The 23,941-nt window shown below is 69.5% G+C and carries 27 protein-coding genes and 1 riboswitch; of the genes, 14 read left to right on the forward strand and 13 right to left on the reverse strand.

Annotation, left to right across the window (positions count from 1 at the left end; translation table 11 throughout):
• Positions 1–72: 72 nt before the first annotated feature.
• From ABZ382_RS31295 to ABZ382_RS31325, 7 genes are all read left to right on the forward strand, one after another.
• Positions 73–639, forward strand: coding sequence for a DJ-1/PfpI family protein (locus tag ABZ382_RS31295; protein ID WP_357096511.1), 567 nt, complete (start codon positions 73–75; stop codon positions 637–639).
• An 80-nt stretch (positions 640–719) separates the two neighbouring features.
• On the forward strand, positions 720–1,865 hold the full coding sequence (locus ABZ382_RS31300; RefSeq protein ID WP_357096514.1) for a TDT family transporter: 1,146 nt from the start codon (positions 720–722) through the stop codon (positions 1,863–1,865).
• 124 nt (positions 1,866–1,989) lie between these two features.
• Positions 1,990–2,562: a sigma-70 family RNA polymerase sigma factor gene (locus tag ABZ382_RS31305; protein WP_357096517.1), complete on the forward strand. Its 573-nt coding sequence runs from the start codon at positions 1,990–1,992 to the stop codon at positions 2,560–2,562.
• Entirely contained in the window at positions 2,559–3,254 is a 696-nt protein-coding gene (locus ABZ382_RS31310) for a Rieske 2Fe-2S domain-containing protein (protein WP_357096520.1), read from the forward strand. The genes ABZ382_RS31305 and ABZ382_RS31310 overlap by 4 nt, the downstream gene beginning before the upstream one ends.
• Positions 3,255–3,362: 108 nt before the next feature.
• The gene (locus tag ABZ382_RS31315; protein ID WP_357096523.1) at positions 3,363–3,857 is read left to right on the forward strand and encodes a cupredoxin family copper-binding protein; all 495 of its coding nucleotides are present in this window, start codon (positions 3,363–3,365) and stop codon (positions 3,855–3,857) included.
• Positions 3,858–3,901: 44 nt separating this feature from the next.
• Positions 3,902–4,804, forward strand: coding sequence for a metallophosphoesterase (locus ABZ382_RS31320; RefSeq protein WP_357096743.1), 903 nt, complete (start codon positions 3,902–3,904; stop codon positions 4,802–4,804).
• Positions 4,805–4,964: 160 nt separating this feature from the next.
• Positions 4,965–6,182, forward strand: coding sequence for an Ig-like domain-containing protein (locus ABZ382_RS31325; protein WP_357096526.1), 1,218 nt, complete (start codon positions 4,965–4,967; stop codon positions 6,180–6,182).
• Here the strand turns inward: ABZ382_RS31325 and ABZ382_RS31330 are convergent.
• A complete protein-coding gene (locus tag ABZ382_RS31330) occupies positions 6,155–7,450 on the reverse strand; it encodes an oligosaccharide flippase family protein (protein ID WP_357096529.1) in 1,296 nt (431 codons plus the stop codon). The genes ABZ382_RS31325 and ABZ382_RS31330 overlap by 28 nt on opposite strands.
• 199 nt (positions 7,451–7,649) lie before the next feature.
• Here ABZ382_RS31330 and ABZ382_RS31335 point away from each other — a divergent pair, with 199 nt between their 5' ends.
• Positions 7,650–8,261 (forward strand): DUF4126 domain-containing protein, encoded by a 612-nt coding sequence (locus ABZ382_RS31335; RefSeq protein WP_357096531.1) that lies wholly within the window; start codon positions 7,650–7,652, stop codon positions 8,259–8,261.
• 10 nt (positions 8,262–8,271) lie between these two features.
• On the opposite strand, the gene ABZ382_RS31340 is transcribed toward ABZ382_RS31335, so the two are convergent.
• The 4 genes from ABZ382_RS31340 to ABZ382_RS31355 all read right to left on the reverse strand — a co-directional run bounded on the left by ABZ382_RS31340 (position 8,272) and on the right by ABZ382_RS31355 (position 12,105).
• A complete protein-coding gene (locus ABZ382_RS31340) occupies positions 8,272–9,237 on the reverse strand; it encodes a DUF1152 domain-containing protein (protein WP_357096534.1) in 966 nt (321 codons plus the stop codon).
• 39 nt (positions 9,238–9,276) lie between these two features.
• Positions 9,277–9,987, reverse strand: coding sequence for an alpha/beta hydrolase (locus ABZ382_RS31345; RefSeq protein WP_357096537.1), 711 nt, complete (start codon positions 9,985–9,987; stop codon positions 9,277–9,279).
• A 29-nt stretch (positions 9,988–10,016) separates the two neighbouring features.
• Complete coding sequence (locus tag ABZ382_RS31350) at positions 10,017–10,982, reverse strand: alpha/beta hydrolase (RefSeq protein ID WP_357096540.1); 966 nt, start codon at positions 10,980–10,982, stop codon at positions 10,017–10,019.
• Between the two features lie 100 nt (positions 10,983–11,082).
• A complete protein-coding gene (locus ABZ382_RS31355) occupies positions 11,083–12,105 on the reverse strand; it encodes a GlxA family transcriptional regulator (RefSeq protein ID WP_357096542.1) in 1,023 nt (340 codons plus the stop codon).
• A gap of 74 nt (positions 12,106–12,179) precedes the next feature.
• Here ABZ382_RS31355 and ABZ382_RS31360 point away from each other — a divergent pair, with 74 nt between their 5' ends.
• Positions 12,180–12,782 carry a TetR/AcrR family transcriptional regulator gene (locus ABZ382_RS31360; RefSeq protein ID WP_357096545.1) on the forward strand — a complete coding sequence of 201 codons (603 nt, stop codon included), beginning with the start codon at positions 12,180–12,182 and terminating at the stop codon, positions 12,780–12,782.
• Positions 12,783–12,899: 117 nt separating this feature from the next.
• Positions 12,900–14,144, forward strand: a complete 1,245-nt coding sequence (locus tag ABZ382_RS31365; protein WP_357096548.1) for a prolyl oligopeptidase family serine peptidase — start codon at positions 12,900–12,902, stop codon at positions 14,142–14,144.
• Between the two features lie 31 nt (positions 14,145–14,175).
• On the opposite strand, the gene ABZ382_RS31370 is transcribed toward ABZ382_RS31365, so the two are convergent.
• Positions 14,176–14,871: a DUF2993 domain-containing protein gene (locus tag ABZ382_RS31370; RefSeq protein WP_357096551.1), complete on the reverse strand. Its 696-nt coding sequence runs from the start codon at positions 14,869–14,871 to the stop codon at positions 14,176–14,178.
• 107 nt (positions 14,872–14,978) lie between these two features.
• On the opposite strand from ABZ382_RS31370, the gene ABZ382_RS31375 reads away from it, so the two are divergent.
• Positions 14,979–15,992, forward strand: a complete 1,014-nt coding sequence (locus ABZ382_RS31375; protein WP_357096554.1) for an NADP-dependent oxidoreductase — start codon at positions 14,979–14,981, stop codon at positions 15,990–15,992.
• Between the two features lie 3 nt (positions 15,993–15,995).
• Here the strand turns inward: ABZ382_RS31375 and ABZ382_RS31380 are convergent, their stop codons facing one another.
• Entirely contained in the window at positions 15,996–16,652 is a 657-nt protein-coding gene (locus ABZ382_RS31380; protein ID WP_357096557.1) for a hypothetical protein, read from the reverse strand.
• Between the two features lie 76 nt (positions 16,653–16,728).
• Positions 16,729–17,388 (reverse strand): hypothetical protein, encoded by a 660-nt coding sequence (locus tag ABZ382_RS31385; RefSeq protein WP_357096560.1) that lies wholly within the window; start codon positions 17,386–17,388, stop codon positions 16,729–16,731.
• 242 nt (positions 17,389–17,630) lie between these two features.
• Between ABZ382_RS31385 and ABZ382_RS31390 the strand changes: the two genes are divergently transcribed.
• Positions 17,631–17,957 carry a hypothetical protein gene (locus tag ABZ382_RS31390; RefSeq protein WP_357096746.1) on the forward strand — a complete coding sequence of 109 codons (327 nt, stop codon included), beginning with the start codon at positions 17,631–17,633 and terminating at the stop codon, positions 17,955–17,957.
• A 6-nt stretch (positions 17,958–17,963) separates the two neighbouring features.
• Here the strand turns inward: ABZ382_RS31390 and ABZ382_RS31395 are convergent, their stop codons facing one another.
• The 5 genes from ABZ382_RS31395 to ABZ382_RS31415 all read right to left on the reverse strand — a co-directional run bounded on the left by ABZ382_RS31395 (position 17,964) and on the right by ABZ382_RS31415 (position 22,402).
• A complete protein-coding gene (locus ABZ382_RS31395; RefSeq protein WP_357096562.1) occupies positions 17,964–18,809 on the reverse strand; it encodes a hypothetical protein in 846 nt (281 codons plus the stop codon).
• Positions 18,803–19,522, reverse strand: coding sequence for an HAD-IB family hydrolase (locus ABZ382_RS31400; protein ID WP_357096565.1), 720 nt, complete (start codon positions 19,520–19,522; stop codon positions 18,803–18,805). Before ABZ382_RS31400 ends, ABZ382_RS31395 begins: the two co-directional genes overlap by 7 nt.
• Positions 19,519–20,307, reverse strand: a complete 789-nt coding sequence (locus tag ABZ382_RS31405; RefSeq protein ID WP_357096568.1) for an AfsA-related hotdog domain-containing protein — start codon at positions 20,305–20,307, stop codon at positions 19,519–19,521. Before ABZ382_RS31405 ends, ABZ382_RS31400 begins: the two co-directional genes overlap by 4 nt.
• 13 nt (positions 20,308–20,320) lie before the next feature.
• Positions 20,321–20,430, reverse strand: a riboswitch (SAM riboswitch).
• Positions 20,431–20,468: 38 nt separating this feature from the next.
• Positions 20,469–21,692, reverse strand: a complete 1,224-nt coding sequence (locus ABZ382_RS31410) for an MFS transporter (RefSeq protein ID WP_357096571.1) — start codon at positions 21,690–21,692, stop codon at positions 20,469–20,471.
• 143 nt (positions 21,693–21,835) lie between these two features.
• Positions 21,836–22,402, reverse strand: coding sequence for a hypothetical protein (locus ABZ382_RS31415; RefSeq protein WP_357096574.1), 567 nt, complete (start codon positions 22,400–22,402; stop codon positions 21,836–21,838).
• Between the two features lie 165 nt (positions 22,403–22,567).
• Between ABZ382_RS31415 and ABZ382_RS31420 the strand changes: the two genes are divergently transcribed.
• Positions 22,568–23,488 carry a hypothetical protein gene (locus ABZ382_RS31420; protein ID WP_357096577.1) on the forward strand — a complete coding sequence of 307 codons (921 nt, stop codon included), beginning with the start codon at positions 22,568–22,570 and terminating at the stop codon, positions 23,486–23,488.
• Positions 23,489–23,572: 84 nt separating this feature from the next.
• Entirely contained in the window at positions 23,573–23,905 is a 333-nt protein-coding gene (locus tag ABZ382_RS31425) for a DUF732 domain-containing protein (protein WP_357096579.1), read from the forward strand.
• Positions 23,906–23,941: the final 36 nt, after the last annotated feature.

Here is a 23,941-nt window from a genome sequence, read left to right on the forward strand (position 1 = left end):
GAGAGCCCTCCGCCGAACCGAAAACACCTGGGCGCGCGGTCGATCCCGATACCATCGACTGGGAGGTGCGCCATGACGAAGGTGCTCTTGATCACCGGCGATGCCGCCGAAGACCTCGAAGTCATGTACCCGTACCAGCGGCTGCTGGAGGAGGGGTACGAGGTCGATATCGCGGCTCCCGCACGCAAACAACTCCAGTTCGTGGTCCACGATTTCACCGCGGGCTTCGACACCTATACCGAGAAGCTCGGCCGCACCTGGCCCGCCGATCTGGCGTTCGGCGAGGTCGATCCGGCCGAGTACGCGGCCCTGGTCGTGCCCGGCGGCCGCGCGCCGGAGTATCTACGCGGCGACCCGGACTGCCGCCGCATCGTCCAGCACTTCGCGCAGGCCGACAAACCGATCGCCGCGCTGTGCCACGGCCCGCTCATCCTCGCCGCGGCCGGGGTGCTGCGCGACCGGTCGTCGAGCGCCTACCCGGCGCTGGAACCGGATATCGCCGCCGCGGGCGGCCGCTGGGTCGACAGCCCGGATCACGTCGACGGCAATCTGGTCACCGGCCGCGCCTGGCCCGACCATCCGCGGTGGATGCGCGCGTTCCTGGAGGTCCTGCGCAAGGCGGCCCCATCGGTTCGCTGAACCAGGACATAGACCGAGTCTATGCATCCATCGGAATGCGGCCGCTACCGGCGGAAGTGCGGCCGGGCCAAGGTTGAGCCATGACCACAGTGACCTTCCGCCGAACCGTTCCCGCCGCGACCGCCGCCCCCGCGGGTACGGCGACCGCGGAACGTTCGGGCGGCCGGGAGCCGCTGCGATACCTGGCTCCGAACTGGTTCGCCGCGGTGATGGGGACCGGGATCATCGGGAACGCGGCGGCCACCCTGCCGACGCAGTTCCCCGGATTGCGGGGCGCCGCGACCGTCGTGTGGGCGCTGGCCTCGCTGATCCTGATCGTCCTGGCCGGGGCGTGGGTGCTGCACTGGCGGCGCTATCCCGAGGAGGCCCGCGGGCACGGGATGCATCCGGTGATGATGCAGTTCTACGGCGCCGCGCCCATGGCGTTGATGACCGTCGGCGCGGGCACCCTGCTGCTGGGCAAGGACGTCATCGGCTTGTCCGCCGCCGTGACCGCGGACTGGGTGTTGTGGTCGGCGGGAACGGTTCTCGGGCTGATGACCGCGGCGAGCATCCCCTATCGGATGATCACCCGGCACCGGTTCGATCCCGATTCGGCGTTCGGCGGCTGGCTCATGCCGGTGGTGCCGCCCATGGTGTCGGCGGCGCTGGGCGCGCTGCTGGTGCCGCACACTCCCGCCGGGCAGGCCCGGCTGACCATGTTCGTCGCGTGCCTGGCCATGTTCGGCCTGAGCCTGATCGCCTCGCTGGTCACCACCACCCTGATCTGGTCGCGGCTGCTGCACCACGGGCTGCCGCCCGCCGGGATGGTCGCGACCGTGTGGCTGGTGCTGGGCCCGCTGGGTCAGTCGGTGACCGCCGCGGGCGCGCTGGCCGGGGTCGCCCCCGGCGTGGTGGATGAGCGCACCGCCGCCGGCATGGATGTCTTCTCCGTGCTGTTCGGTGTTCCCACCTGGGGATTCGCCATGCTGTGGCTGGCCTTGGCGGTCGCGGTCACCTGGCACGCCCGCGCCTCGATGCCGTTCAACCTGACCTGGTGGGGCTTCACCTTCCCGCTCGGCTGCTGTGTCACCGGCAGCACCGCCCTCTACGGCCACACCGGCGCGGATCTGTTCGCGGTCACCGCGGTGGCGCTGTACGCGCTGCTGGTCGCCGCCTGGCTGGTGGTGGCCGCCAAGACCGTCCGCGGGCTGGTGCTGGGCGAGCTGCTGCGGCCCGCCCGCTAGGGCACGGTCCGGGACCGATCGTGCCCGATACGGTCGAAAGGGCCGCGCTGTAACCCCGCCCGCTATCTACTGACAGACGTGAACACGCGTCGGGTTCTTCGATGGATGCGGGAAGCGGCGGTTCATGGTGCGACGGGTCGAATCCGAGCGCCGGACGCAGCCGGCCGCGAGTTCCGGCTCGGGTCGGGAGTTGCGGCTGGTGTCCGGTGACAGCTACCCCGGCTGGGAAGCGGTGTACCGGGACAACGCGACCTGGGTGTACGCGTTGATGTTCGGTAAGGTCGGCAATCGGCCCGACGCCGAGGATCTGACCGCCGAGGTGTTCACCGCGGCGTTGAGACCGCTGCGCATGACGGCCAGTGTCCCCGAGGTGCGGGCCTACCTGCGGGCCACCGCCCGCACGGTGCTGGCCGCGCACTGGAAGGCCCGCATGGGCCGCGAGATCACCGCCATCGACGGCGACATCGCCGACGATCCGCCGGAGGAGTTCCACGACTCGGGCGCCGAGGCGCGTGCGAAGGCGGTGTTGTCCGAACTGCCGGACCGCTACCGCCGGATCCTGGAACTGCGTTTCCTGCAAGGTCTCTCGATCCGGGAATCGGCGCAGACCCTCGGGGTGACGGTGGCGAATGCGAAGGTGTTGCAGCATCGGGCGGTGCGGATGGCGGCCCAGCTGAATGAGCGAGGTGTGCGGTGAGCGGGCGGGATGTGCGGAGGTTCGTCGACGAACTACTGGCGGGCAAGCGGTCCACGGGATTCACCCCCGACGAGGCCGAGGCCGAGGAGCTGCGCGCGGCCATCGAGTTGCGCGCCGCCCGGCTGGGCAGTGACGCGCCCAGTGAGGAGTTCCTGAGCGGCCTGCACCGGCGGCTGGCCGCCGAGATGGCGGAGCCGGAGCCGGAATCGGCGTCGCCCACCGGGTATCGCCGCCGCAATCTGCTGATCGGCACCTCCGCCGCCGCGGCCGCCGCCACGGTCGGCGCGGTCGTGGATCGCACCCTGCTGGGGCACGGTGAGGAGGGTGCGCCACCCGCCGCGCGGCAGACGCCGCTGTCGCCCAATTCCGGTGCGTGGCTGCCGATCGCGCGGTCCGCGGATCTGCCGGAGGGCGCGACGGTGGCCTTCGACGTGGGGACGGTGAACGGATTCGTGCGCCGCGACAAGGGGATTCCGGTCGCGGTGTCGGGCGTGTGCACGCATCAGGGCTGCAAACTGTGGCTGGACGCCCCGGCCGAACGGCTGCGCTGCCCCTGCCATTCGACGTCGTTCTCGATCGAGGGTCAGGTGGTCACCCATCAGCTGCCGGTGGCGCCCGCGCCGCTGCCGCTGGTCCAGGTGCGCGAGAACAACGGCACCATCGAGGTGTTCGCGCCCACCGAGCCCGCCTGACGACCAATGGCGTTCGGGCGCAACGGTTCCCGTGTAACCCGCTCCCCTATCCATGGATGACCGGTTCGCAGCAGCGAACGGACCCATCCCGGACGGAGGACCGGATTCATGAGACCCACCCGTAGCCCGCGACGCGTAGCCGTCGCCGTCGGAGTCGCCGCGGCCCTGTTCACGGCGACCGCGTGCGGCTCCACCGGCGGCGGAAAAGCCGCGGATCCGGCCGCGCCCGGATTCACCTTCGCTTCCGGCACCGCCACGCCCGGCATGGTGCCGGACGGCGGGGGCCCGGCCATGTCCGGGATGACCTCGGCGGCGGGCACCTCCGCCGCCGGGGCGCCCGCGGCCCCGGCCGGGCCCGATGCCGTCGCCATCGACAATTTCGCGTTCGGTCCCGCCTCGCTGACCGTCCCGGTCGGCACCACCGTGACCTGGACCAACAAGGACGAGGAGCCGCACACCGTCGTGGCGAACGACGGGAGTTTCCGCTCGCCGACGCTGGGGACGGGCGCGACCTACACGTTCACCTTCCCCAAGCCGGGCACCTTCGCCTACGTCTGCTCGATCCATCCGTTCATGCACGCGACCGTGGTGGTGACGCCGTGAGCACCGCTGACGACTACGAGGAGGACTCCCGCGATCCGCAGCGGATGACCCGCCGTCAGCTCATGCGGCACAGCGCCTGGTTCGGCGCGGCGGTGGGACTGGCGGTGGTGGGCGGTGAGGTGGTGTCGCACGTGGCGGGCAGCGCGTCGGCCGCCCCGGCCCGGCCGACGCTGCGGTTCGCACAGGTCAGCGACAGCCACATCGGGTTCACCGGGACCGCGAACACCAGTGTCACCGACACCTTCGCCGAGGCCGTCTCACAGGTGAATTCGCTGGGGTATCAGCCCGATTTCGTGATCCACACCGGCGACTTGACCCACCTGGCCACGGCCGAGCAGTTCGATCAGGTCAAGCAGATGATGGGCGGGCTGTCGACGCCGCACGTGTTCACGGTTCCGGGAGAACATGATTCGAGTGATGACGGCGGCTCGCGATACCGGTCGGTCTTCGGTAACGGCACGCGCGGCGACGGCTGGTACAGCTTCGACATCGCGGGCGTGCACGTGATCGGATTGGTCAATACGCTGAACCTGAAGAACCTCGGCCATCTCGGGCAGGATCAGCTCGACTTCGTCCAGAAGGATGTGGCCGGGTTGTCCAGTGACACACCGATCATCGTGTTCAGCCACATCCCGCTGTTCGCCATGTACCCCCAATGGGGCTGGGGCACAGACGATGCCACGCAGGCGCTCAGCTACCTGAAGCGGTTCTCGTCGGTCACCTGCCTCAACGGCCATGTGCACCAGCTGTTCACGAAGACCGAGGGCAATGTCACCTTCTACAGCGGCACCACCACCGCCTATCCCCTGCCCAAACCCGGCGACGGGCCCGCGCCCAAACCGGTGACCCTGCCCGCGGGCAAGCTGCACGAGGCGCTGGGAATTCGCGAGGTGACCTTCCAGAAGGGGCGACAGCAACTCGCTATCAAGGAACAGGCGCTGAAATGACCACTGCCGACCGGCGTGTCGCTCGCGGGTCTCACATCGGTGTCATTTCTCAGGGATGACCTGGTGATGGAAGATCGAAAACGGCGAGTAATCTACTACGCTGGGCAGTAACAAGATGCTGTGCAGCGATGCGGCGCACGGCGATTACAGGAGGGAAGCCATGCCACCCCGCCGTTTTCGGACGAACGCCGCAGCGAGCGTATTGGTCACGCTCACGCTGGTGCTGGCGGCCTGCTCGTCCAATCTCCCGAGCGGGAAGGTCGGTCCGCGCACGCCGGTCGAGCAGTCCATCGTGGTGTCGCCCGCCCCGGGCTCGGACAAGGTGGATCCGTCGGCGCCGGTGAAGGTGAGCACCACCGGGGGCGTGCTGACCGACGTCGTGCTCAGCAATGAGGACGGCAAGGTCATCGAGGGCACCTACACGCCGGACAAGACCGCGTGGAAGCCCAACGACCAGCTCGGCTACGGCCGCACCTACACGCTGAAGGCTTCCGGCGTCGATGTGACCGGTCCCACCGGGCCGGTCACCTCCACCTTCACCACCATCAACCCGAAGAACCAGACCAAGGTGTACCTGAACACCACGGGCGGGCAGGCCATCGTCGACGGCAACAGCTACGGCGTGGGCATGGTCATCGTCGCACACTTCGACGAGGACATCCCGGACCGCGCGGCCGCGCAGAAGCGACTGGTCGTCACCACCGATCCGCCGGTGGAGGGCTCCTGGTACTGGCTGGACAACCGCAATGCGCACTGGCGGCCCAAGGAGTACTGGAAGACGGGCACGAAGGTGAACGTGGCGGCCAACCTGTACGGCGTGGAGGTCGGCAACGGGCTGTTCGGGCAGGAGGACGCGAAGTCGCACTTCGTGATCGGGCCCTCGCACGTGTCCATCGCCGACGACAACACCAAGCAGGTGCAGGTGTTCGAGAACGGTCAGCTGGTCCGCACCATGCCCACCTCCATGGGCCGCGGCGGCACCGAGACCATCGCGGGCAAGACGTTCTCGTTCTGGACCATGCCCGGCACCTACACGGTGATGGACAAGGCCAACCCGGTGATCATGGACTCCTCGTCCTACGGGCTGCCGATCAATTCGCGGCTCGGGTACAAGGAGGCCATCGGCTGGGCGACCCGCATCAGCACCGACGGCATCTACCTGCATCAGCTGGACTCCACCGTGTGGGCGCAGGGCAATACCGACCTCTCGCACGGCTGCCTCAACCTCAATCTCGACAACGCGCAGTGGTTCTTCAACTTCGCGCAGCCCGGTGATGTGGTGGAGGTGCGCAATACCGGCGGCGCGCAGCTCGAGGTGTGGCAGAACGGCGACTGGACGCTGCCGTGGGATCAGTGGCTGGCCGGTAGCGCCGGCTGACGCCGCTCGCGCGCGGCCAGTTGCCCGGTGCGCGCGAGATACCAGGCCGCGACACAGAATTCGGCGGCCACCGTGCCCCACACCAGCGTCCACACCGAGTGGGTGCGCAGGGTGAGCAGCAGGGCGGTGGCCGCCACCGCGGTCCCGATCACCGCGCCGATCATGATGCCGACGGTGTCCTGGCGGACCGGCAGGATCGCGGTGGTGACGAACGAGGTGGTGGCGGTCGCGACCAGGATGCACACTTCGACCCGCAGCATCGGCACCACGGCGCGGAACTCGTCGTCGTAGATGACCTGCACCGCGAGCGGCGCGGCGATCCAGATCCCCGCCACCGCGACGGCCGCCGCGATCACGCAGGCGGCCAGGGCGCGCAGCTCGTGCCGCCAGAAGCCGGGATCGGTGCGCTCGCGCGCCATCCGGGGCAGCAGCGCCAGCCCGATCGGATCCAGCAGCGACTGGGTGGCGCGCACGAGTTTGTCGCCCGCCGAATACAACCCGAGCGAGGCGGCGTCGAGCACCGACGAGTAGACGGTGGCCGTCCCCTGCCCGTAACTGGTGACCAGCAGCCGTGAGGCGAGCACGGGCGCGCCCTTGCGCAGGATCATCACCACCTTGCTCGGCCGTCCCGGCTTCCCGAACCGCTTGTTCGCATCCCACCAGGTCAGCGTGACCGTGACCACGGACGACAGCAGCAGGCACACCAGCACCACCTCGGCGTGCGGCAGCCGCGGCAGCACCCCGACCAGCAGCCCGAGATACGCCACCCGACCGGCGATCTGGTACGACATCGAGGCCCCGAATCTGGCCTGCCCCACCAGCAGCCAGTCCTCGGACATCGACAGGAACCCGCCCACGAACAATCCGAGCAGGATCATCCGCAGGTGCGCCCCGGCCCCGACAGACAGTCCCGCCGCGAGCGCCACCCCGAGCGCGCCGAGCCCGGCCGCCCGCACCGCGAGGTAGCTCCCCCGCAGTTCGTCGAGTCCTTCGTCCCCGAGCAGCGCGGCCATGAAGGTGTTGATCCCGAGATCCACGACCAGCGATCCGAGGAAGTACGCCGACATCCCGATGGCCAGCAGTCCGACGCCGCTCACCCCGAGCATCCGCGCGGTCAGCGGCACGGTCACCGCGGTCACCAGGAACTGCCCGTACTTTCCGAGGCTGACGAACCCGATGTCCCGCAGGACCGACAGCGGCCCGTCCTCGGCCACCCTCGCCCGCACCCGTCCGACCAACGCGCCACCCAGGTGTCGCCGATCCGCCATAGCGGTCCCTCTCTCCCCGACCGCGCACCCCGGGCCGACGACGAAATTCTCCCGCCGCACCACCGACCCCGCCACCCGATCCCGGCCGGTCGGGGGAAACCGTAACGCCCCGTTCAAATGAACCGCGCAGTCCCGCAACCGGACCCGCGACCGCGCCCAAATACCGGCCGCCTCCCCCCGGTGCCTGCACACTGGTCCCATGGAGATCACATCGGCCGTCGGAGCGATCCTCGGCGCGTTCGGATTGTCGGGCGCGGCGGGGCTCAATGCCTGGCTTCCGCTGCTGGTGGTGGGCGCCGCCGACCGCATGGGCTGGATCGACCTCGGCTCGTCCTACGGCTGGCTCTCCTCCACCCCCGCCTTGATCGTGATCGCCCTGCTGCTGGTCTTCGACCTCATCGGCGACAAGATCCCCGCCGTCGACTCGGTCCTGCACGCCATCGGCACCCTCGTGGCCCCCGCCTCCGGCGCGATCCTCTTCACCGCCGAGACCAGCATCTCCTCCAACCTCCCGCCCGCCGTCGCCGCCGTCCTGGGCGCGGTCACCGCGGGCAGCGTCCACGCGGGCCGCACGGTGGCGCGCCCCTTCGTCACGGGAACCACTGCGGGCGTGGGCAACCCGGTGGTCTCCACCGCCGAGGACGGCACCTCCCTGCTCCTGACCGTCCTGGCCCTGGCCGTCCCCGTCCTCGCCTTCGCCGCCATCCTGCTGCTGCTCATCTTCCTGGGCTGGTTGGCAATCCGAGCCCGGCGCTGGCTCCGCGCCCGGCGAGCCCGCAAGGACGGCCAACCGGACCGGCTCAAGCCGTGACCCCGCGTCGTCAGCCTGGAATCGCGCGTCTGGCCCGCAACGGAATTCGATCCCGAAACGCCTCGATGGCCGCCGCGACCTCGTACGGTGTCGCCGCATCCTCGATCTCGTTGCGGTACAACACCCGTCCCGCGACCGCGTCCAGGTCGAACCCCCACACCATGGACATGAGCGGGTTGATGAACAGCTCGTAATCCCCGCTCCGGGTCCGCGGCACCGACCGGTAATCTCCGAACTCGCCGCGCGCCGCATCGGTGATCGACGCACACACGATGCTCTCCCGATCGGGCGTGTTCCCCTGCACGTACGTCACCGCCTCGAGCCACTCGTCCACGGCCCGAATCCCCGGCGTCAAAGCGAAAACCCCATGGTAGGCGCCCATTCGGGCCAGCGCCGCCACGTTCTCGAGGAAATGCGCGTGGCACAGCCCGTGATGCGCGTCCACCCCGAAACCGACACACGCCACCGTCTTCACCGGCACATCCAGCGCTTGCACCGCCAGCAGGCTGGTGATGTCCTCGACCGGCGTCCCCAGCCCGGCCTCGTCCCCGGTCATCAGCAGATCGGTTCCCCCATCGACCAAGACGACCCCGTCGACGCCCAATTCGTCTGCCAGCCAGCGATAGGCGGCCCGGATCGCCTTGGTCCCACCCTTCTTGATCATGTACACCCGGTCCCCGTACCCCCGCTCCGCCAACCACGCGGCGAGGTGCTTCTCCGGGAAATAGGACTGCGGCCCATCGGAATCCGGGCGCGCTTCGAAAACGCCCGGTCCGACCTCCACCGCCGAGGTGCGCTTCGCGGCGGTGAAGGTCAGATTCGCGAGGAATACCGTGCACCCTCGTTCGATCAGGGACAGCGCGATCGGTAGCCCGCTGAGCACGTCGAAACCCCCACCGGCCCCGGCGATCAGAACCCGCTCACAGTCCCGGAGACGATGCAGGACCGGAGTATCGAACAAGGTGGGTGCTGGCACCGGGCCCAGTGTAGGCAGGCTTCGTGTCGGGAAGATGGCTCAGCGGTTGTGGCGGACCGCGCGCAAGATGAGGTCAGCGACCGCGTCGGGGCGGGAGACGCTGACGGCGTGGGAGGCGTCGACCTCGGTGGTGTCGGCCCCGGCGCGGGCGGCCATGAAGCGCTGGGCCTCGACAGGGATGTTCTTGTCGGCGGTGGTGATCAGGGCGAAGGCCGGGATGGTGCGCCAGGCGGCGGCCGCGGCCGGTTCCTCCAGGGCGGCGACGGCGACCGGGCGCTGGGTCACCGCCATGGTGGCGGCGGTGGGGACGTCGGCGGCGAACTGCTGGGGGAACTCTTCCCGGCGGATGTAGAGTTCGGCGGCTTCGCTGCCGTCCGCCCGGTGATAGGTCGCGGGGCGGGTAGTCGGGCCGAGGGTGGAGCCCGGGAACTTGCCGGTCAGTTCCAGTGCGCTCTCACCGATCTCGGGAATGAAGGCCGCCACATAGACGAGCGCGGTGACCTGCGACTTCCCCTGGGCGGCAACGCTGATGACGCTGCCGCCGTAGGAGTGCCCGGCCAGCACCACCGGGCCGTCGACGCTGTCGACGACAGAGGCGATGTAGTCGGCGTCGGAGGTGAGCCCACGCAAGGGGTTGGCTGCGGCGAGGACCGGGATGCCCTCGGCGGCAAGGGTTTCGATGACACCGTTCCAGCTGGAGGAATCGGCGAAGGCCCCGTGCACGAGGATGACGGTCGGGGTTGTGGTCATACGGTGTGCTCCTGAGCTGGGGTGGGTGGTCAGGCCGGGTACAGCGCCGCGCGCAGGGTCGCGACGGCCTGGGCCACAGCGGCTTTCGCGGCGTGCGTGTCGTGCAGGGCGTTGACCATGACGAAGTCGTGGATGATGCCGCCGTAGCGGACCTGGGTGACGGGGACGCCGGCGGCGCGCAGGTTCGCCGCGTACGCCTCGCCCTCGTCGCGCAGGACATCGGCTTCGGCGGTGATGACCAGGGCGGGCGGCAGTCCGGCGAGCTGGTCGGCGGTGGCGCGCAGCGGCGAGACGTCGATGCGGGCGCGGTCCTCGGCGCTGGTCGTGTACTGGTCCCAGAACCACTTCATGCCGTCGAGGGTCAGGAAGTAGCCGTCGGCGAACTGCCGGTAGGAGCCGGTGTCGAAGTTGGCGTCGGTCACCGGGTAGAACAGCACCTGCTGGGCGAAGGCGACGTCGCCGCGTTCCTTGGCCATGAGGGTCAGCGCGATGGCCATATTGCCGCCCACCGAGTCTCCGGCGACGGCGAGCCGCGTGGCGTCGAGGCCCTTGCTCGCGCCATCGGTGGTGACCCACTGCGCGATTCGGTACGACTGCTCGTTGGCGACCGGGTACTGCACGTCCGGCGAGCGATCGTATTCGGGGAACACGACGGCCGCCCGGACACCGACCGCGAGATCACGCACCAGCCGGTCGTGGGTGTGCGCGTCGCCGAAGACCCAGCCCGCGCCGTGGGTGTAGACGATGACCGGCAGCGGCTCGGTCACACCCTGCGGCTTGACGATGCGGGCGCGCACCGATCCGGTCGGACCGCCCTCGACGGTGATCCACTCCTCGTCGACCTCCGGCTTGAAGATCGGCGAATCCTGCACCGAGTCAACGGCTTTGCGACCCTCCTCCGGCGGCAGCTGGTAGAGGAACGGCGGCTGCGACGTGGCGTCCACGAACTCCTGGGCGGCCGGTTCGAGCGCGAGGTGGTGCGGGTTTCCGGACATGAGCGATCCTTTCCGCGACGCCGGGGTCGGCGCCACGGCATTCAGTTTCGTTCGGAAACACCTCGCGCCGCCCCGCGCTACGGGCCGCGAAATCCACGATTCAGGACACGGCCGCGATCGCCGGCTCCGGGGTGTCCGCCCAGCTCGCCGATCCGGTCGTCCGGAAACGTTGCTGGTAGCTGCGCGGCGAAACACCCAGGCGCGCAACGAAGGCCCGGCGCAGCGCCTCACTGCTGCCGTAGCCGGCGGCCATGGCGGCCTCGGTCACCGTGGACCCGGCGTGCAGCAGGTCGCGGGCGACCCCGAATCGGATGAAAGCCACGTATTCGGCCGGTGAGCGCTCGAGTTCGGATCGGAACAGCCGGGTCAGGTGGCGCACGCTGACCTGCGCGTGCGCGGCCAGGGTCTGCACCGTGTGCGGGAAGGCCGGATCCGCGCAGATCAGATCGACGACCCGGCGCACCAGCGGGCTGCGCGGCACCGGACCGGTCAGCGAGGCCGAGAACTGCGACTGTCCGCCCGCCCGCTGCATGTAGACCACGAGCAGCTGCGCCGTCCGCCGCGCCACATCCGCGCCGTGATCCTCCTCCACCAGCGCGAGCGCCAGATCCACGCCCGCGGCGACTCCGGCCGAGCTGTACAGGTTTCCGTCGCGCACGAAGATGGCATCGGCGTCCACCTCGACCGCCGGGTACCGGCGAGCCAGGTCCGGTGCGAACTTCCAGTGCGTGGTCACCCGCCGCCCGTCCAGCAGGCCCAGTTCGGCCAGCACCGCGGTCCCGCTGCAGATCGACACCAGACGGCGGGTGCGCGCGGACAGATGCCGGGCCGCCGCCCGCAGTTCCGGCGTCACGAATACCGACGCGGGCAGCTCACTACCGGGTATCACCACGGTGTCGAAGGACCCGGCCGCGGCCGCGGCCCCGTTCACCGCCACCTTCGCGCCGATCGAGGTCTGGACCTCTCGCCCGTCCGGAGACAGCAACACCACGTCGTAGCCGTGCACCGCCTGATTGGCCTCCATGAATACCTCGGCGGGACCGGCGAAGTCGAGCATCTTCACACCATCGAAGACGAGGATCCCCACCCTGCGCCGGTTCGTACCGGAAGATTTGGCTGACATGTCCACCAGTATTCTGGAGGCCAGCCTCCAGAACAAGTGAAGTGCGCGAGATCGCAGATTGATACGGTGACCCCATGGGCAGACCACGGCAGTTCGACGAGCAGGCATTGCTCGCCGCCGCGGTGGAACTCTTCTGGGCGAAGGGTTTCGACACCACGTCGGTCGAAGACGTCTCCCGCGCGACCGGTATCGGCAACGGCAGTATCTACGCCGCCTACACCAGCAAACGCGGGCTGTTTCTGGCCGCCTTCGAGCGCTATTGCGAGCAGCGCGCCCGTTTCGTGCGCGAGACCGTCGAGTCGGCCCCCGGCTCCGCCCGCGACGCCGTCCGCGCCCTCTGCCGTGCGGTCATCGACGACTGCGCCGCCCACCCCGACCACCGCGGCTGCCTGATGCTCAATAGCATCGCCCACCTCGCCACCCGCATCCCCGAGGTGGCCACCATCGCCACCCGCACCACCACGGCCATGGAAACCGCTGTGGCCGACCGACTTCGCCCGGCCATGCCCCACCCCGACGAAGCCCTGCTCTCGACGCTCGGCGCGAGCGTCATCATGACCACGCAGGGCCTCATCCAATTGAGCCGGATCGGCGTCCCCGCGGCCCGCCTCGGCGAGATCGCCGACGTGTCCTGCGAAATCCTCCCTCCGGACTGGGCCGATCTACCCCGGAGTTGAACGCTCCGGACAGGCAGCGAGGCCGCCGTCTATTTAAGTAGCGAGCAGTCGATATGTGTTGACTTCGTAGCAGGGCTCGGGTTCAATCGGCCGATCAGATGAAAGGAACTGCTTCCAATGAAGGTTCGGGGTCCGATTCTGGCCTTGGCGGTTGCCTGTGCCGCGGTTGCGGCGCCGGGCCAGGCAGGGGCGGACAGTCCGGCCGGGCCGGATGGCGCGGCGTTCTACAACCCGCCCGCCGCGGTGGTTCCCGGCGCGCACGGATCGCTGATCTGGTCCACGCCTGTGACGGGGAGTCCCGGGCTGCCGGGGGCCACGAACACGAAGGTGCTGTATCGGTCGGTCGATTTGCGGGGCAACACCGTTGCGGTGTCCGGGGTGGTGTCGGTTCCCGCCGGGACACCGCCGCCGGGTGGGTGGCCGGTGATCTCGTGGGCGCACGGCACCACGGGCACCGCCGATGTCTGCGCGCCGTCGATGGACACCGATGCCGGCTTCCTTTCCCATCCCTACACCTCGCTGACCGATCAGACACTGGCGCAATGGATTTCAGCCGGGTATGCGGTATTGAAGACCGACTACCAAGGATTGGGCACGCCCGGGGAGCACGGGTATCTGATCGGCACCACCGAGGCACGGGCCGTCGCTGACATCGTCACCGCGGCACGGGAGCTGGATCCGACGGTCGGGTCGAAGTGGGTCGCGGCCGGCCATTCGCAGGGCGGCCACGCGGCGGTGTGGACCGATGCGCAGGCGCAGGAGTGGGCGCCGGGTTCGACGCTGCTGGGGGCGGTGGCCTTGGCTCCGGCCTCGCATGTCGGTGCGGCGTACGCGGTTTCGGGGTCGCCGTTGGGGAGCCTGCTCAGCGGTAGCGCGGGGACGGGGAGCGCCGGGAGCGGCAGTGCGGCGCTCACCGGCAGCGCGCCGAGCGCCTTCACTCCCCTGATTCTGACCGGCGCATCGACGGCCGGGGACATTCACCTGTCCAGCATCCTGACCCCCACGGCCGCGAACCTGATGCCGCTGGCACAGACCGGCTGCATCGATCAGCTGCGCCAGAGCGAGTGGGGGCAACTGCCGTTGAACAAGACGTTCGCCTCCGGCGCCGACACCTCCGCGCTGCGGTCGATTCTCGACGCGAATGATCCGAGCTCGCTGACCTTCTCGACTCCCCTGTACGTCGCGCAGGGCAAGGCGGACACGGTGGTGCCGCCGACCGCCACCGATGCCATGGTGGCCCAGATGCAGGTGGCGGGTCGGCCGGTGACGTACAAGACCTATCCGGATGTCGATCATCGCTCGCTGATCGCGGCCTCGTCATCCGATGTACTCGCCTGGGTGAACAAGCTGTTCGGCCGCTGAGCCGGCGACTCCGGCCGGTCCGGGCAGCGGCTCAGGACAGGTCGGAGAACCGAACGGTGTGCGCGACGGCGGTGACGTGCAGGCCGTCCGAAGCGGGCGTGATCGACGTCAGGCGGGCTCCCAGGGGCAGCTTCTCCAGCGGGATGGTGAAGGTCAAGGCCTCGCTGAGCGCCGCCAGGGACAGGGTGGGGCCACCCGCCGCCGGCTGGATGGACGTCGGGGTCACGACGATGCCGTTGTCGGCGAGAGCCACGGTGACGAAGACCGTTGCGGGAACCGGGATACCGGCCACGGTGAAGGTTCCGGCGACGCGGAGGCCCTCGGGGCTGTCGGAGATGGACTCGACACCCGCCGGGGCGTAGCGCTGGACCGTGTCGTAGGGGACGCGGGCCGTGGCGGTGGCGGTCTCGGCGGTGAGGTTCTCGGTGCGCTTGTTGACGACATCGCCCAGCGGCGCCGAGACATTGGTGAGCTCGACGTCCAGGTCGCGGACGGAGATGTCGGGGTCACTCCAGTCGCCGATCCGGATGCCGATGTCGGAGTACGTGCCATCCAGGGCCTGGGTGAGGAAGGGGAATCCGCCGATGGTGACCTTGGGCTGCTCGGGCAGCTTGTAGTCGGCGGCGATCTGGCGGGCGATCTCGTTCTGGGCCATGCCGACCGCGACGCGGTCGCCGACGATCAGCGCGATCGCCAGCACGACCAGCAGGATCAGCAGTCCGCGCATGTGTTCATCTGTTCAGCCATGCCACCCATCATGCTGGCGAATCCCGGTGACGAGGACGGGCGCGCGGAACCGGGCACGAATCCCCACGAAATCGCCACAATGTACGCATGAAATCCACCCGCATAGTGCTCGCCTCCCGCCCGGTCGGGATGCCCGAGCAGGAGAACTTCCGGACCGAGACCGTGGAGCTGGAGCCGCCGCGACCGGGCGAGGCGCTGTTGCAGACGCTGTATCTGTCGCTGGACCCCTACATGCGCGGGCGGATGAGCGACGCGCCGTCCTACGCGCCGCCGGTCGAGGTCGGCGACACCATGTGCGGCGGCGCGGTGTCGCGGGTGATCGAATCCACCGATCCGGCACTGCAACCCGGCGATATCGTGCTCGGCTGGGCCGGATGGCAGACCCATTCGGTGGAGAACGTGCAGGCCCTGCAGAAGCTGGATCCGGCGGCCGCGCCGCTCACCACCGCGCTCGGCGTACTGGGCATGCCGGGTCTGACCGCCTACACGGGCCTGCTCACCATCGGCCGTCCGAAGCCGGGCGAGACGGTGGTGGTCGCGGCCGCCACCGGCCCGGTCGGCGCGACGGTCGGCCAGATCGCGAAGATCCAGGGCGCGCGGGCCGTCGGCATCGCGGGCGGCCCGGAGAAGGTGGCGCTGCTGCGGGACCGCTTCGGCTTCGACGCCGCGATCGACCATCGCGCACCCGATTTCGCCGAGCAGCTGGCCGCCGCCACTCCCGACGGCATCGACGTGTACTTCGAGAACGTCGGCGGCGCGGTGTTCGACGCGGTGCTGCCGCGCCTGAACACCTATGCCCGGGTTCCGTTGTGCGGCTTGGTCGCCAACTACAACGACACCGATCTGCCGCCCGGCCCGGACCGGCTGCCGCTGCTCACCTCGAACATCCTGCGCAAGAGCCTGACCGTGCGCGGCTTCATCGTGTCGGAGTTCTGGGATCAGATCGGCGCGTTCCAGCCGACCGCGGCGCAGTGGATCGCCGAGGGCAAGCTCACCTACCTCGAGGACATCGTCGACGGCCTGGAGAACGCGGTCGAGGCGTTCCAGGGTCTGCTCACCGGCAAGAACGTCGGCAAGCTGATCATCAAGGTCGCGGACTGACCCCTAGCGCATGGCGCTGATGTAGGGCCGCAGCCCGAGCGCGATGTCCACGCACACCCCCAGCAGCACATCGCGTTCCACGGGGTCGAGCGGGTGTTTCAGCCACAGCCGGGTGCCCAGGACGGGCACCGGTAGCGGCTGTCCCGCTCGATCCCACCAGAACGAGTCGTTGTAGAGGTCGTTCACCAGCCGCCCCACGGTCCAGCCGCCCGCGGTGCGCACCACGTCGAGCCGGCCGACTGCCACACCCATGCGGTCGAGTACGAGCAGCCGGAACAGTTCGGGTGTTCGGGGCTCGTCCGGGTCGGGCACGAAATGGAAAAGCGTTCCCGCCGTGGATCCGACGGCGGTGGAGGTGTCGGCGCGCTGGATCGAGCCGATGGAGGTGCCGTCACCGCGGCTGATCACGGTGGGCGCGGACTCCTTGGACTCCACCCACACCACCGAGCCGTCGGCGTAGGTGATGCGATGCCGGCCGGTGCCGCCGTTCTTGAAGCCGAACAGGATGGCGGCCTTGGCCCCGAGCCCGTTGCCGGCGCCCTGCACCCCGGTGGCGAGCGCGTCCTCGGGCCCCACACTGAAGGTGATCTCCAGGGCGTTGTTCAGCTTGTGCACGACCCGGCCCTCGATCATGGTCGAGCGCTCCTGCGACGCCGGCATCGTTCGATCGTAGGCCGGTGGCACCAGCGTGAGGTGGTTTCGCGGCGGCACGCCGGGGGCGACGCGCGCCCCGCATTCACTTGCCGGCAGGGAAGCCCACCGTGGCGAGTGCGGTCGTCCAGTCGGTCGCGATGGCGACCTGCGCGTCGCTGAGAGCGACCTTGCCGTCGCAGATCAGCGTGTGCAGCTTGGACTCGACGCCGTCCTTGGGGTTGTTCGGCCCCGCCCCGTCCTTGTGCCCCGGGGACGGCGGCTCGACCCACAGGTTGCGCGCGTCATTGGGGTCGCCGCCGAGTTCGAGGGAGATGAGGTGGTCGTACTCGCCGTCGCGGGGGTCGCCGGTGTAGCCGTAGGACTTGATGTTCTCGGTCTTTTCGCGGCCGGTGATATTGCTGTTGGGCCGAATCGAAGCGGTGTATCCCGACTTACAGATGGTGTCGGCCAGATTGGCCGCTGTCACTGTGGGATTCAGCGCGCCCGGCGTGCAGGCCGGGTCGGGTAGCGGCTCGCCCGCGGCGGTCTTGCGGTAGTGGCAGCTGCCGGGCGCGGGCTGCGCCTGCACGGTGTAGGTGCCCTGGGGTCCGGGCCCGACCGGGATCGCGGAATTGTTCTGTTTGGGCGCGGGCTGCGGAACCGCCTGGGCGGGCGCATTGGCCGGATGGGCGGCCTCCTTCGAGCATCCGATCGTCATGCTCAGGACCAGCAGGGCCATCGCAAGCCCTTTGTGCGCCTTCATAACATCCCCTGCTCGACCCGGACGGCAGCCTAATTGTGCGCTATCCCTTGGTGATCGGCCACTCGCTCACGACGACACACCGCGCGGAAACGCGGATCCCGCCGCCCGCCGAGCAATACATACCAACCGGTTATGCTGCACCAATGACAGCAGATCTGTCGCACTCTCCCGCGACAATCCACCCGGTCGGCACCAATGGAATTCGGGGTCGCGCCATCGCGCTCGCCGGCCTGCTGCTGGGCATGGGCACCCTGCACTTCCTCATGCCCAAGCCCTTCGACACCCTGATCCCGCCCCAGCTGCCGGGCGAGCCCCGCACCTACACCCACGTTTCGGGCGCGGCCGAGCTCACCGCGGGCGCCCTGCTCGCGATCCCGCGCACCCGCGGCCTGGGCGCGCGGCTGGCCGCCCTGCTCTTCGTCGCGGTCTTCCCCGGCAACCTGTACATGGCCTACGACTGGCTGAGCAGCGACCGCGCCCTGCCGTTGAAAGCCGGTGCCCTGCTCCGCCTCCCGCTGCAGATTCCGCTGGTGCTCACCGCGCGACGGGTGTACCGCGCCGCGCGGTGATCGGCCTCAGTCGGTGGTCAGGAACTCGTCGAAGGACGGGTCCGGCAGTTTGAGCTGGGCGTGGATATCGCCGCCCAGCCCGAAATGCCCTATCGCGCCGCCGTAGTTCTGCTGATAGCTCTGCCAGAGCACGACCACGCCGATGATGCGGTTCGCTCCCGGCAGCGCCGGATCCGGGAACGGGTTGGGCAGCACCGCCCGGTAGCTCGCGGCGCCGTGCTCGTCGGTGACGAACACATTGGGCACGCCCAGCGGCCCGGGCCGGGTGGGCGCGTCCCGGTCCAAGTCCTTGGCGCGCAGGGACATCACCGTGTACAGCGAATCCGGGATCAGCCCGGTGAACTCGAACCGGAACTCCGCCTGCCGCGCATCGTCCAGGTCGACGGTCACGTCCAGGGTGCCGCGCGCCCGCAGCCAGTCCCCCAGTGTCACCGGGCCGGTCAGCTTGCGTCCGTCCGCGGGCCGGAAGTCCGGGATGGGCGTCTGGTGGAACGGGTAGCTCGGCCGCGTCACGCTCGCGGCCTCGGGGAGCTGATCGGGCGCGAAGACCACCGGATAGTTGTTGGCGGGCAGCGGAAGCGGCAGCGTGTGCAGGACCCCCGCCGCATCCTCGTCCGGCAACTCGTCGGGCAGCTCCCGCACGATCGTGTACGCCGCCAGCTCGCCGAAGGCGGGCACGGGGGTGTCGGCCGCGACGATGGCTCGCCCCCAGCGCCGGGTGACGGTGCCGCCGGGCCCGGGCACGGTCAGGTATCCCACGACGATGAAATCGCCGTCGGCGTCGAGCACTTCGCTCGGCGGGTAGAGCGGCCCCTGGGTGGTCGGGGTGAGTTCGTAGCGCTTGGTCACCATACGGAGAGCACTTCCTGGTCGGAGAGGAGGCGGCCCGGGTCGTCGATGGACGCGCCGACCCGATCGGACAGGTGGATCCAGCCGGTGCCGTGGACGGCGAGCACCGCGTCGTCACCGCGATAGCCGGGGTGCGCGACGGCCCGCAGGAACGGCAGATCGCTGGCGTGATCGCCGTAGCCGTAACTGTTCTCCCGCGCGATCGCGTGTTCGCGCAGGAACTCGGTGACGGCCGCGGCCTTGGCCTCGCCGATCATGGGCCGCCACACCTCGCCGGTGAGCACGCCGTGCTCGTCGGCGACGGGGACGGTGGTGATGACGTGGTCGGCTCCGACCGCCGCCGCCACCGGTGCGACGGCCGCGCCGAACGAGCCCGACAGCAGCACTGTGGCGTGCCCGGAATCACGGTGTGCGCGCAGCCTTTCCACCGCGTCGGTGTAATAAACGGTGTCGCTCGCGGAGAATTCCGCGAACCAGCGCTGCCCGGCCGCGTCCAGTGCCGCGGCCTCGACTCCGCGATAGACCCGGTAGTAGTGCCGATTCACCTCCTCCCGCGGTGTGCCCGCGGCCGCCCGCTGCTGGATCTCCCCGGTCAGTCGCGCGTATTCGCCGCCGTCGTCCCCGTTCTCGGCCAGCCAGAACCGCAGGAACGCGAACATGCTCTTGACGGTGATCAGGGTTTCGTCGACGTCGAAGAACGCCGCGCCCGCGCTCATGCCGCCTCGTCGAGGTAGGCCGCGATCGCCTTGGCCGCCTTGTGCCGTTCGATCTGCGAGATGCGTTCGCTGGGCAGTGCGGCGTACCCGATGCGGGTGGTGGCGACGGCGCGGCCGAGCTGGCGCACCTCCACCTCGATGCTGAATTCCAGCTTCCCCGGATCGTCGATGGACACCGGGGTCAGCGTCGCGTGCAGGGTGGCGGGCAGCGGGAACAGGAAGGACTTGAACTCCAATTCGATGCTGTTCCACACGATGTAGAAGTGCTGTTCGGGCCAACGGCGGCCGTACTCCAGCTCGAACGCGCCGAGGAACAGCTGGCGCACCGCCTCCACGATCACGATCCCCTGCACATGCTCGCCGGTCTGATGGTCGAGCAGTAGTTCGTTGTCGCCGTGGATCCGCAGATCCGCCCGGAACACGGTCTCCGATTCCCGGACCAGCCCGGCCAACAGCACATTCGAGTGCTGATACTTGTGCACCTGATGGCGCGGGGCCGGTTCGGCGACCGCCCCGGCCACCCGCAAACCCGCCGGGGCGTGCACGATCGCCACATGCTCGACGTAGTCGAGATCGTGGCGGGTGACCCCCTGCCCGAGCCGTACGGTCAACGGCTCCTCCGCCGTCCGCCAGCGACCCGCGCGCAGCGCGGCCACCAGACCGGACACGGTGAACGCGCGATCGTCCGCGGCGATCCCGCGGAACCGGTCGGCCACCAGCAGCACCTCGCCGACAGCCGCCTCCGCCACGGTCGCGGACGCCGAATCGAGCTGAGCTACAGACATTTTCCCTCCGAGAACAAGACGCTTATGGCGACGCTCGCCGCCATCCGGTCGTCACCCGGAGCACCCCACCGCCCGGAGGGTTGCCGCCCAGCGAGCCGGGGCTTCGCGCTGGAACTCATGACCGTGAGCGAAACAGTATGGGGGGCAGATATTTTCGAGAATCATTTCAACCACGCCGATCGAAACCCGGCTACGGCGGCCAGGGCGGCGCCGGTCACCGCGAGCCCCGCGACGGCCAGGGCGACCGCCGAATAGCCGTGCTGGGCCACGAGATTCGCCAGCTGCGGGCCCGCGCTCGCGCCGACGAACAAGGCGAAGGTGTACAGCGCGGTAGCCGCGCCGCGGGCCGCACCCGCGCGGGCCGTGATCGTCTGGACGGCGGCGGGGGCGGCCACCGCGATGGCGGCGACGAACACGAACAACCACACCGCCACCCAGACCCCGCCGAGCGGCACCGCGGTCACGGCCACGGCGAACGCGGCGGCGCCCAGGGCGGCGACGAGGCGGGTGGCGGGGTCAATGCCGCCGAGCCGTCCGGCGAGCAGTGGAATCGCCACCATGGCGGGAATCGCGCTGGCCCGCAGGGCGAGCAGCGCGCCATTGCCGGAGCCCACGCCCTCGGGCGGAGCGAGCTGGATGCCGGTGTAGATGCCCACGAAGGAGCCCAGGATCGCCAGGCAGCTCAGATACAACAGCAGGAGCCGGGATTGCCGGAGCAGAGCCGCGAACGGCGCGAACACCGACCTCGGCGGAACGACACCGGTTCCTGGATCACCGTCGTCCGCACGGGAATCCGCCGACCGGACCGGCGGTTGCAGCACCACCCGCAGCACGACCGCCGAGACCGCGAACGCGATGGCCCCGGCCACGAAGATCGCGTGCCAGCCCAGCGCGTTCCCGATGAGCTGCGCCAGCACCTGCGCCACCACCCCCGCTCCGAGGAACGAACTCGTCAGGCAGGTGAGCGCGAAGATCCTGCGCTCCGGGGCGATCCGCTCCGACAGGTAGGCGAACGCCGCGGGGGCGAAGAACGACGCCGTGAGGCCCTGCAGGATTCGCGCCGACAGTCCGGCCACCAGACCGGGTGCGGCCGCCACCAGCAGGGTGCTCACCACGGTGGCCGCCAGCCCGGCGACGATCACCGGCCGTCTCCCCCACCGGTCCGACAGCGGCCCGGTCACCAGGAAGCCCGCCCCGTAGGCCAGCCCGAAGGCCGTGGTCGTCCAGGTGGCCGCGGATCTGGACGTATCCCAGTCCGCCGCCAGCCGATTCAGCACCGGCAGGACCACGTACAACTGCCCGACCACGAGGATCCCGACCGCGCACACCGCGCCCACGGTGCGCCCGACCGGCGCCCACGCCTCGGTCTCCGCGGGCGCGCTCATGAGCCCACGACCCGGACGCGGGCAGGGAGAAACAGCGAGGTGGTCATCGAATTCCTTTCGTGGACAACGGAGTCCACGTCTATCAATCCGAGACCACCGGGCACGACAGTTACGTGCGCGCTGATCCGAAGCCGGAGGACGGCTCAGGCCAGGATGAAACTCAACTGCGGTACGAAGTTGCCGCCCATGCGGATCCAGGTGTAGCCGAGCCATACGCCGGGGGTGACCTGGCGGATCTCGTCGTACACGTTCGGGGTCGGGGACGGCGTGTAGTCGAGGATCCAGGTGGGCTCGCCGTCGACGACGGACGACCCGGTATAGACGGTGGCGGGCCAGGCTTCCAGATCCGCGGGGGTCAGGCGGTTCTGGAGGTGGCCGCCGGTGGGGCCGGTATAGAAGTGCTTGCCGATCCAGACCAGCGGTGTCCAGGACTGCGTCTGGAGGGGCGCGGCGACCCAGCCGTCCTTCGCGCCGACCGGGACGTCGCCGGGCGGGGCGTCCCGATAGATCGCGTCCAGCTGTTCGGGCACACATTTGAACCGGAGTGAGTCCACAGTTGCTGATGTGTTGTCGGAGTACAGAACACAGCCGTTTCCGTGGTCCGCGTCGGCGTGCGCGGACACCGGGACAATCAGCGCCAGCACCCCGAACCCGACCGGGGCGAGGCTTCTTACGAGGCCATTTCGGAAGATCTCGCGGTATGCGCTCATGGTTGTCTCCACCGGGATGGTTCTCGACCCAGCGATGATCTTAGTTCGCCACAAAATAGCCGGTCAGCGCCGTCGCCGAACCGAGATCAGATCGACGCGCACTTAACAGGAAATTGACAGGTTTCCGCTGGAAATGTCTCGAGCTTCGTGTCGATGTAATGGAGCATGAGCTCGATTCAGGCCCGCACCCCGCGCGCACGGTGGTCGTGGATCGCGACCGGAGGCCTCGTCGCGGTGGTCGCCTTGTCGGCGCTGGGCGCGCCCGCCGCCTTCGCCACCTCGCACGACCAGGCCGGGCCGGGCCAGGCGCCCGAGGCCACCGCGCCCGCGGCGGTGGCCGTGCGGCATCCCATCTCGGTGACCGCCATCGCCCAGCAGATGCAGACCGCCATCCAGGCGGCCTCGCCGGGCACCACGGTCGGGATCGACGTGGTGGACACCACGACCGGGACGGCGATCGCCAGTCTCAATGCCGACCAGCAGTTCTACACCGCGTCGGTGGTCAAGCTCCTGATCGCGCTCGACACCCTGGGAAGCCAAGGCGCGCAACCGGATCCGGATACCGCCGCGAAAGTCACCCAGATGCTCTCGGCCAGTGACGACGACATCGCCGATCAGCTCTGGGAGCTCGGCGGCAACGACGCGATCATCGATCGGATGGTCGCGGCGATCGGGCTGACCGCCACCACCGCGCCCGAGGACACCGCGCAGTGGGGCGAAACCCTCACCACCCCACGCGATGTCGTGGCGATCTTCCACTACATCACCGCCACCGCCCCGGCCGCGACCCGCGATCTGATCCTGGGCGCGCTGCGCGACACCGCCCGGACCGCCGCCGACGGCACCGATCAGTTCTTCGGTATCCCCGACGCGCTCACCGGCAAGACCTGGGCGGTCAAACAGGGCTGGATGGACCTGAATTCGTCGACCACCCTCGACACCACGGGCCTGGTCGGCCCGTCGCCGGATCAGCCCTACCGGTACGCGGTCGTGGTGCTGTCGACCCAGCCGGCGGGCACCAGCTGGCCGGTGGCGGGCGCGGCGCTGACCGCCGGAGTGACGCTCCTCCATGCGGCGCTGAAGTAGGCCGAGCCGTCACCTTCGACAACGCGGCCATCGGCCGGGCGCGCGGTACGCTCGCCGGGTTCATTCGATGTTGAAGGAGAGTTCGTGGGTAAGAAGAGCCGTCTCGCTTCGGGTTTCGCACTGGTTGCAGCCGCTGCCGCCACGATGGGCGCGACCGCCGGAGTAGCCGCCGCGGAGCGCGCGCTCACCGGGCAGGAGCAGGTGTTCGTCACCTACCTGGAGGAGCACGGGGACATCCTGGTCGATCTGGACCAGAAGCTCGCGGCCGTCGATCTGGGCAAGGCGTACTGCTCGGCGCTGGCCGCCGGGGTGCCCCGGGACCAGCTGTCGACGCGCCTGCCGGGTGGCGCGGGCGAGGACGCCGAGGCCGCGCTGGTGCTGGAGGCGGCCACGGCCCCGGGCAGCCTCTGCGGCTGACCCGTTGACGTGATGCCTGCGGGCGCAACCGGAAAC

The sequence above is a fragment of the Nocardia sp. NPDC005825 genome (assembly GCF_040630175.1).
GTDB lineage: Bacteria > Actinomycetota > Actinomycetes > Mycobacteriales > Mycobacteriaceae > Nocardia.

Coding starts and splice junctions, on each gene's coding strand:
- ABZ382_RS31385 (WP_357096560.1), bottom strand. CDS start 17,388: ATGAAGGCGCACAAAGGGCTTGCGATGGCCCTGCTGGTCCTGAGCATG.
- ABZ382_RS31395 (WP_357096562.1), bottom strand. CDS start 18,809: ATGGTGACCAAGCGCTACGAACTCACCCCGACCACCCAGGGGCCGCTC.
- ABZ382_RS31420 (WP_357096577.1), top strand. CDS start 22,568: ATGAGCTCGATTCAGGCCCGCACCCCGCGCGCACGGTGGTCGTGGATC.
- ABZ382_RS31305 (WP_357096517.1), top strand. CDS start 1,990: ATGGTGCGACGGGTCGAATCCGAGCGCCGGACGCAGCCGGCCGCGAGT.
- ABZ382_RS31380 (WP_357096557.1), bottom strand. CDS start 16,652: ATGCCGGCGTCGCAGGAGCGCTCGACCATGATCGAGGGCCGGGTCGTG.
- ABZ382_RS31390 (WP_357096746.1), top strand. CDS start 17,631: ATGGGCACCCTGCACTTCCTCATGCCCAAGCCCTTCGACACCCTGATC.
- ABZ382_RS31295 (WP_357096511.1), top strand. CDS start 73: ATGACGAAGGTGCTCTTGATCACCGGCGATGCCGCCGAAGACCTCGAA.
- ABZ382_RS31365 (WP_357096548.1), top strand. CDS start 12,900: ATGAAGGTTCGGGGTCCGATTCTGGCCTTGGCGGTTGCCTGTGCCGCG.
- ABZ382_RS31405 (WP_357096568.1), bottom strand. CDS start 20,307: ATGTCTGTAGCTCAGCTCGATTCGGCGTCCGCGACCGTGGCGGAGGCG.
- ABZ382_RS31400 (WP_357096565.1), bottom strand. CDS start 19,522: ATGAGCGCGGGCGCGGCGTTCTTCGACGTCGACGAAACCCTGATCACC.
- ABZ382_RS31350 (WP_357096540.1), bottom strand. CDS start 10,982: ATGTCCGGAAACCCGCACCACCTCGCGCTCGAACCGGCCGCCCAGGAG.
- ABZ382_RS31345 (WP_357096537.1), bottom strand. CDS start 9,987: ATGACCACAACCCCGACCGTCATCCTCGTGCACGGGGCCTTCGCCGAT.
- ABZ382_RS31370 (WP_357096551.1), bottom strand. CDS start 14,871: ATGCGCGGACTGCTGATCCTGCTGGTCGTGCTGGCGATCGCGCTGATC.
- ABZ382_RS31300 (WP_357096514.1), top strand. CDS start 720: ATGACCACAGTGACCTTCCGCCGAACCGTTCCCGCCGCGACCGCCGCC.
- ABZ382_RS31375 (WP_357096554.1), top strand. CDS start 14,979: ATGAAATCCACCCGCATAGTGCTCGCCTCCCGCCCGGTCGGGATGCCC.
- ABZ382_RS31415 (WP_357096574.1), bottom strand. CDS start 22,402: ATGAGCGCATACCGCGAGATCTTCCGAAATGGCCTCGTAAGAAGCCTC.
- ABZ382_RS31335 (WP_357096531.1), top strand. CDS start 7,650: ATGGAGATCACATCGGCCGTCGGAGCGATCCTCGGCGCGTTCGGATTG.
- ABZ382_RS31360 (WP_357096545.1), top strand. CDS start 12,180: ATGGGCAGACCACGGCAGTTCGACGAGCAGGCATTGCTCGCCGCCGCG.
- ABZ382_RS31410 (WP_357096571.1), bottom strand. CDS start 21,692: ATGAGCGCGCCCGCGGAGACCGAGGCGTGGGCGCCGGTCGGGCGCACC.
- ABZ382_RS31325 (WP_357096526.1), top strand. CDS start 4,965: ATGCCACCCCGCCGTTTTCGGACGAACGCCGCAGCGAGCGTATTGGTC.
- ABZ382_RS31315 (WP_357096523.1), top strand. CDS start 3,363: ATGAGACCCACCCGTAGCCCGCGACGCGTAGCCGTCGCCGTCGGAGTC.
- ABZ382_RS31320 (WP_357096743.1), top strand. CDS start 3,902: ATGACCCGCCGTCAGCTCATGCGGCACAGCGCCTGGTTCGGCGCGGCG.
- ABZ382_RS31355 (WP_357096542.1), bottom strand. CDS start 12,105: ATGTCAGCCAAATCTTCCGGTACGAACCGGCGCAGGGTGGGGATCCTC.
- ABZ382_RS31330 (WP_357096529.1), bottom strand. CDS start 7,450: ATGGCGGATCGGCGACACCTGGGTGGCGCGTTGGTCGGACGGGTGCGG.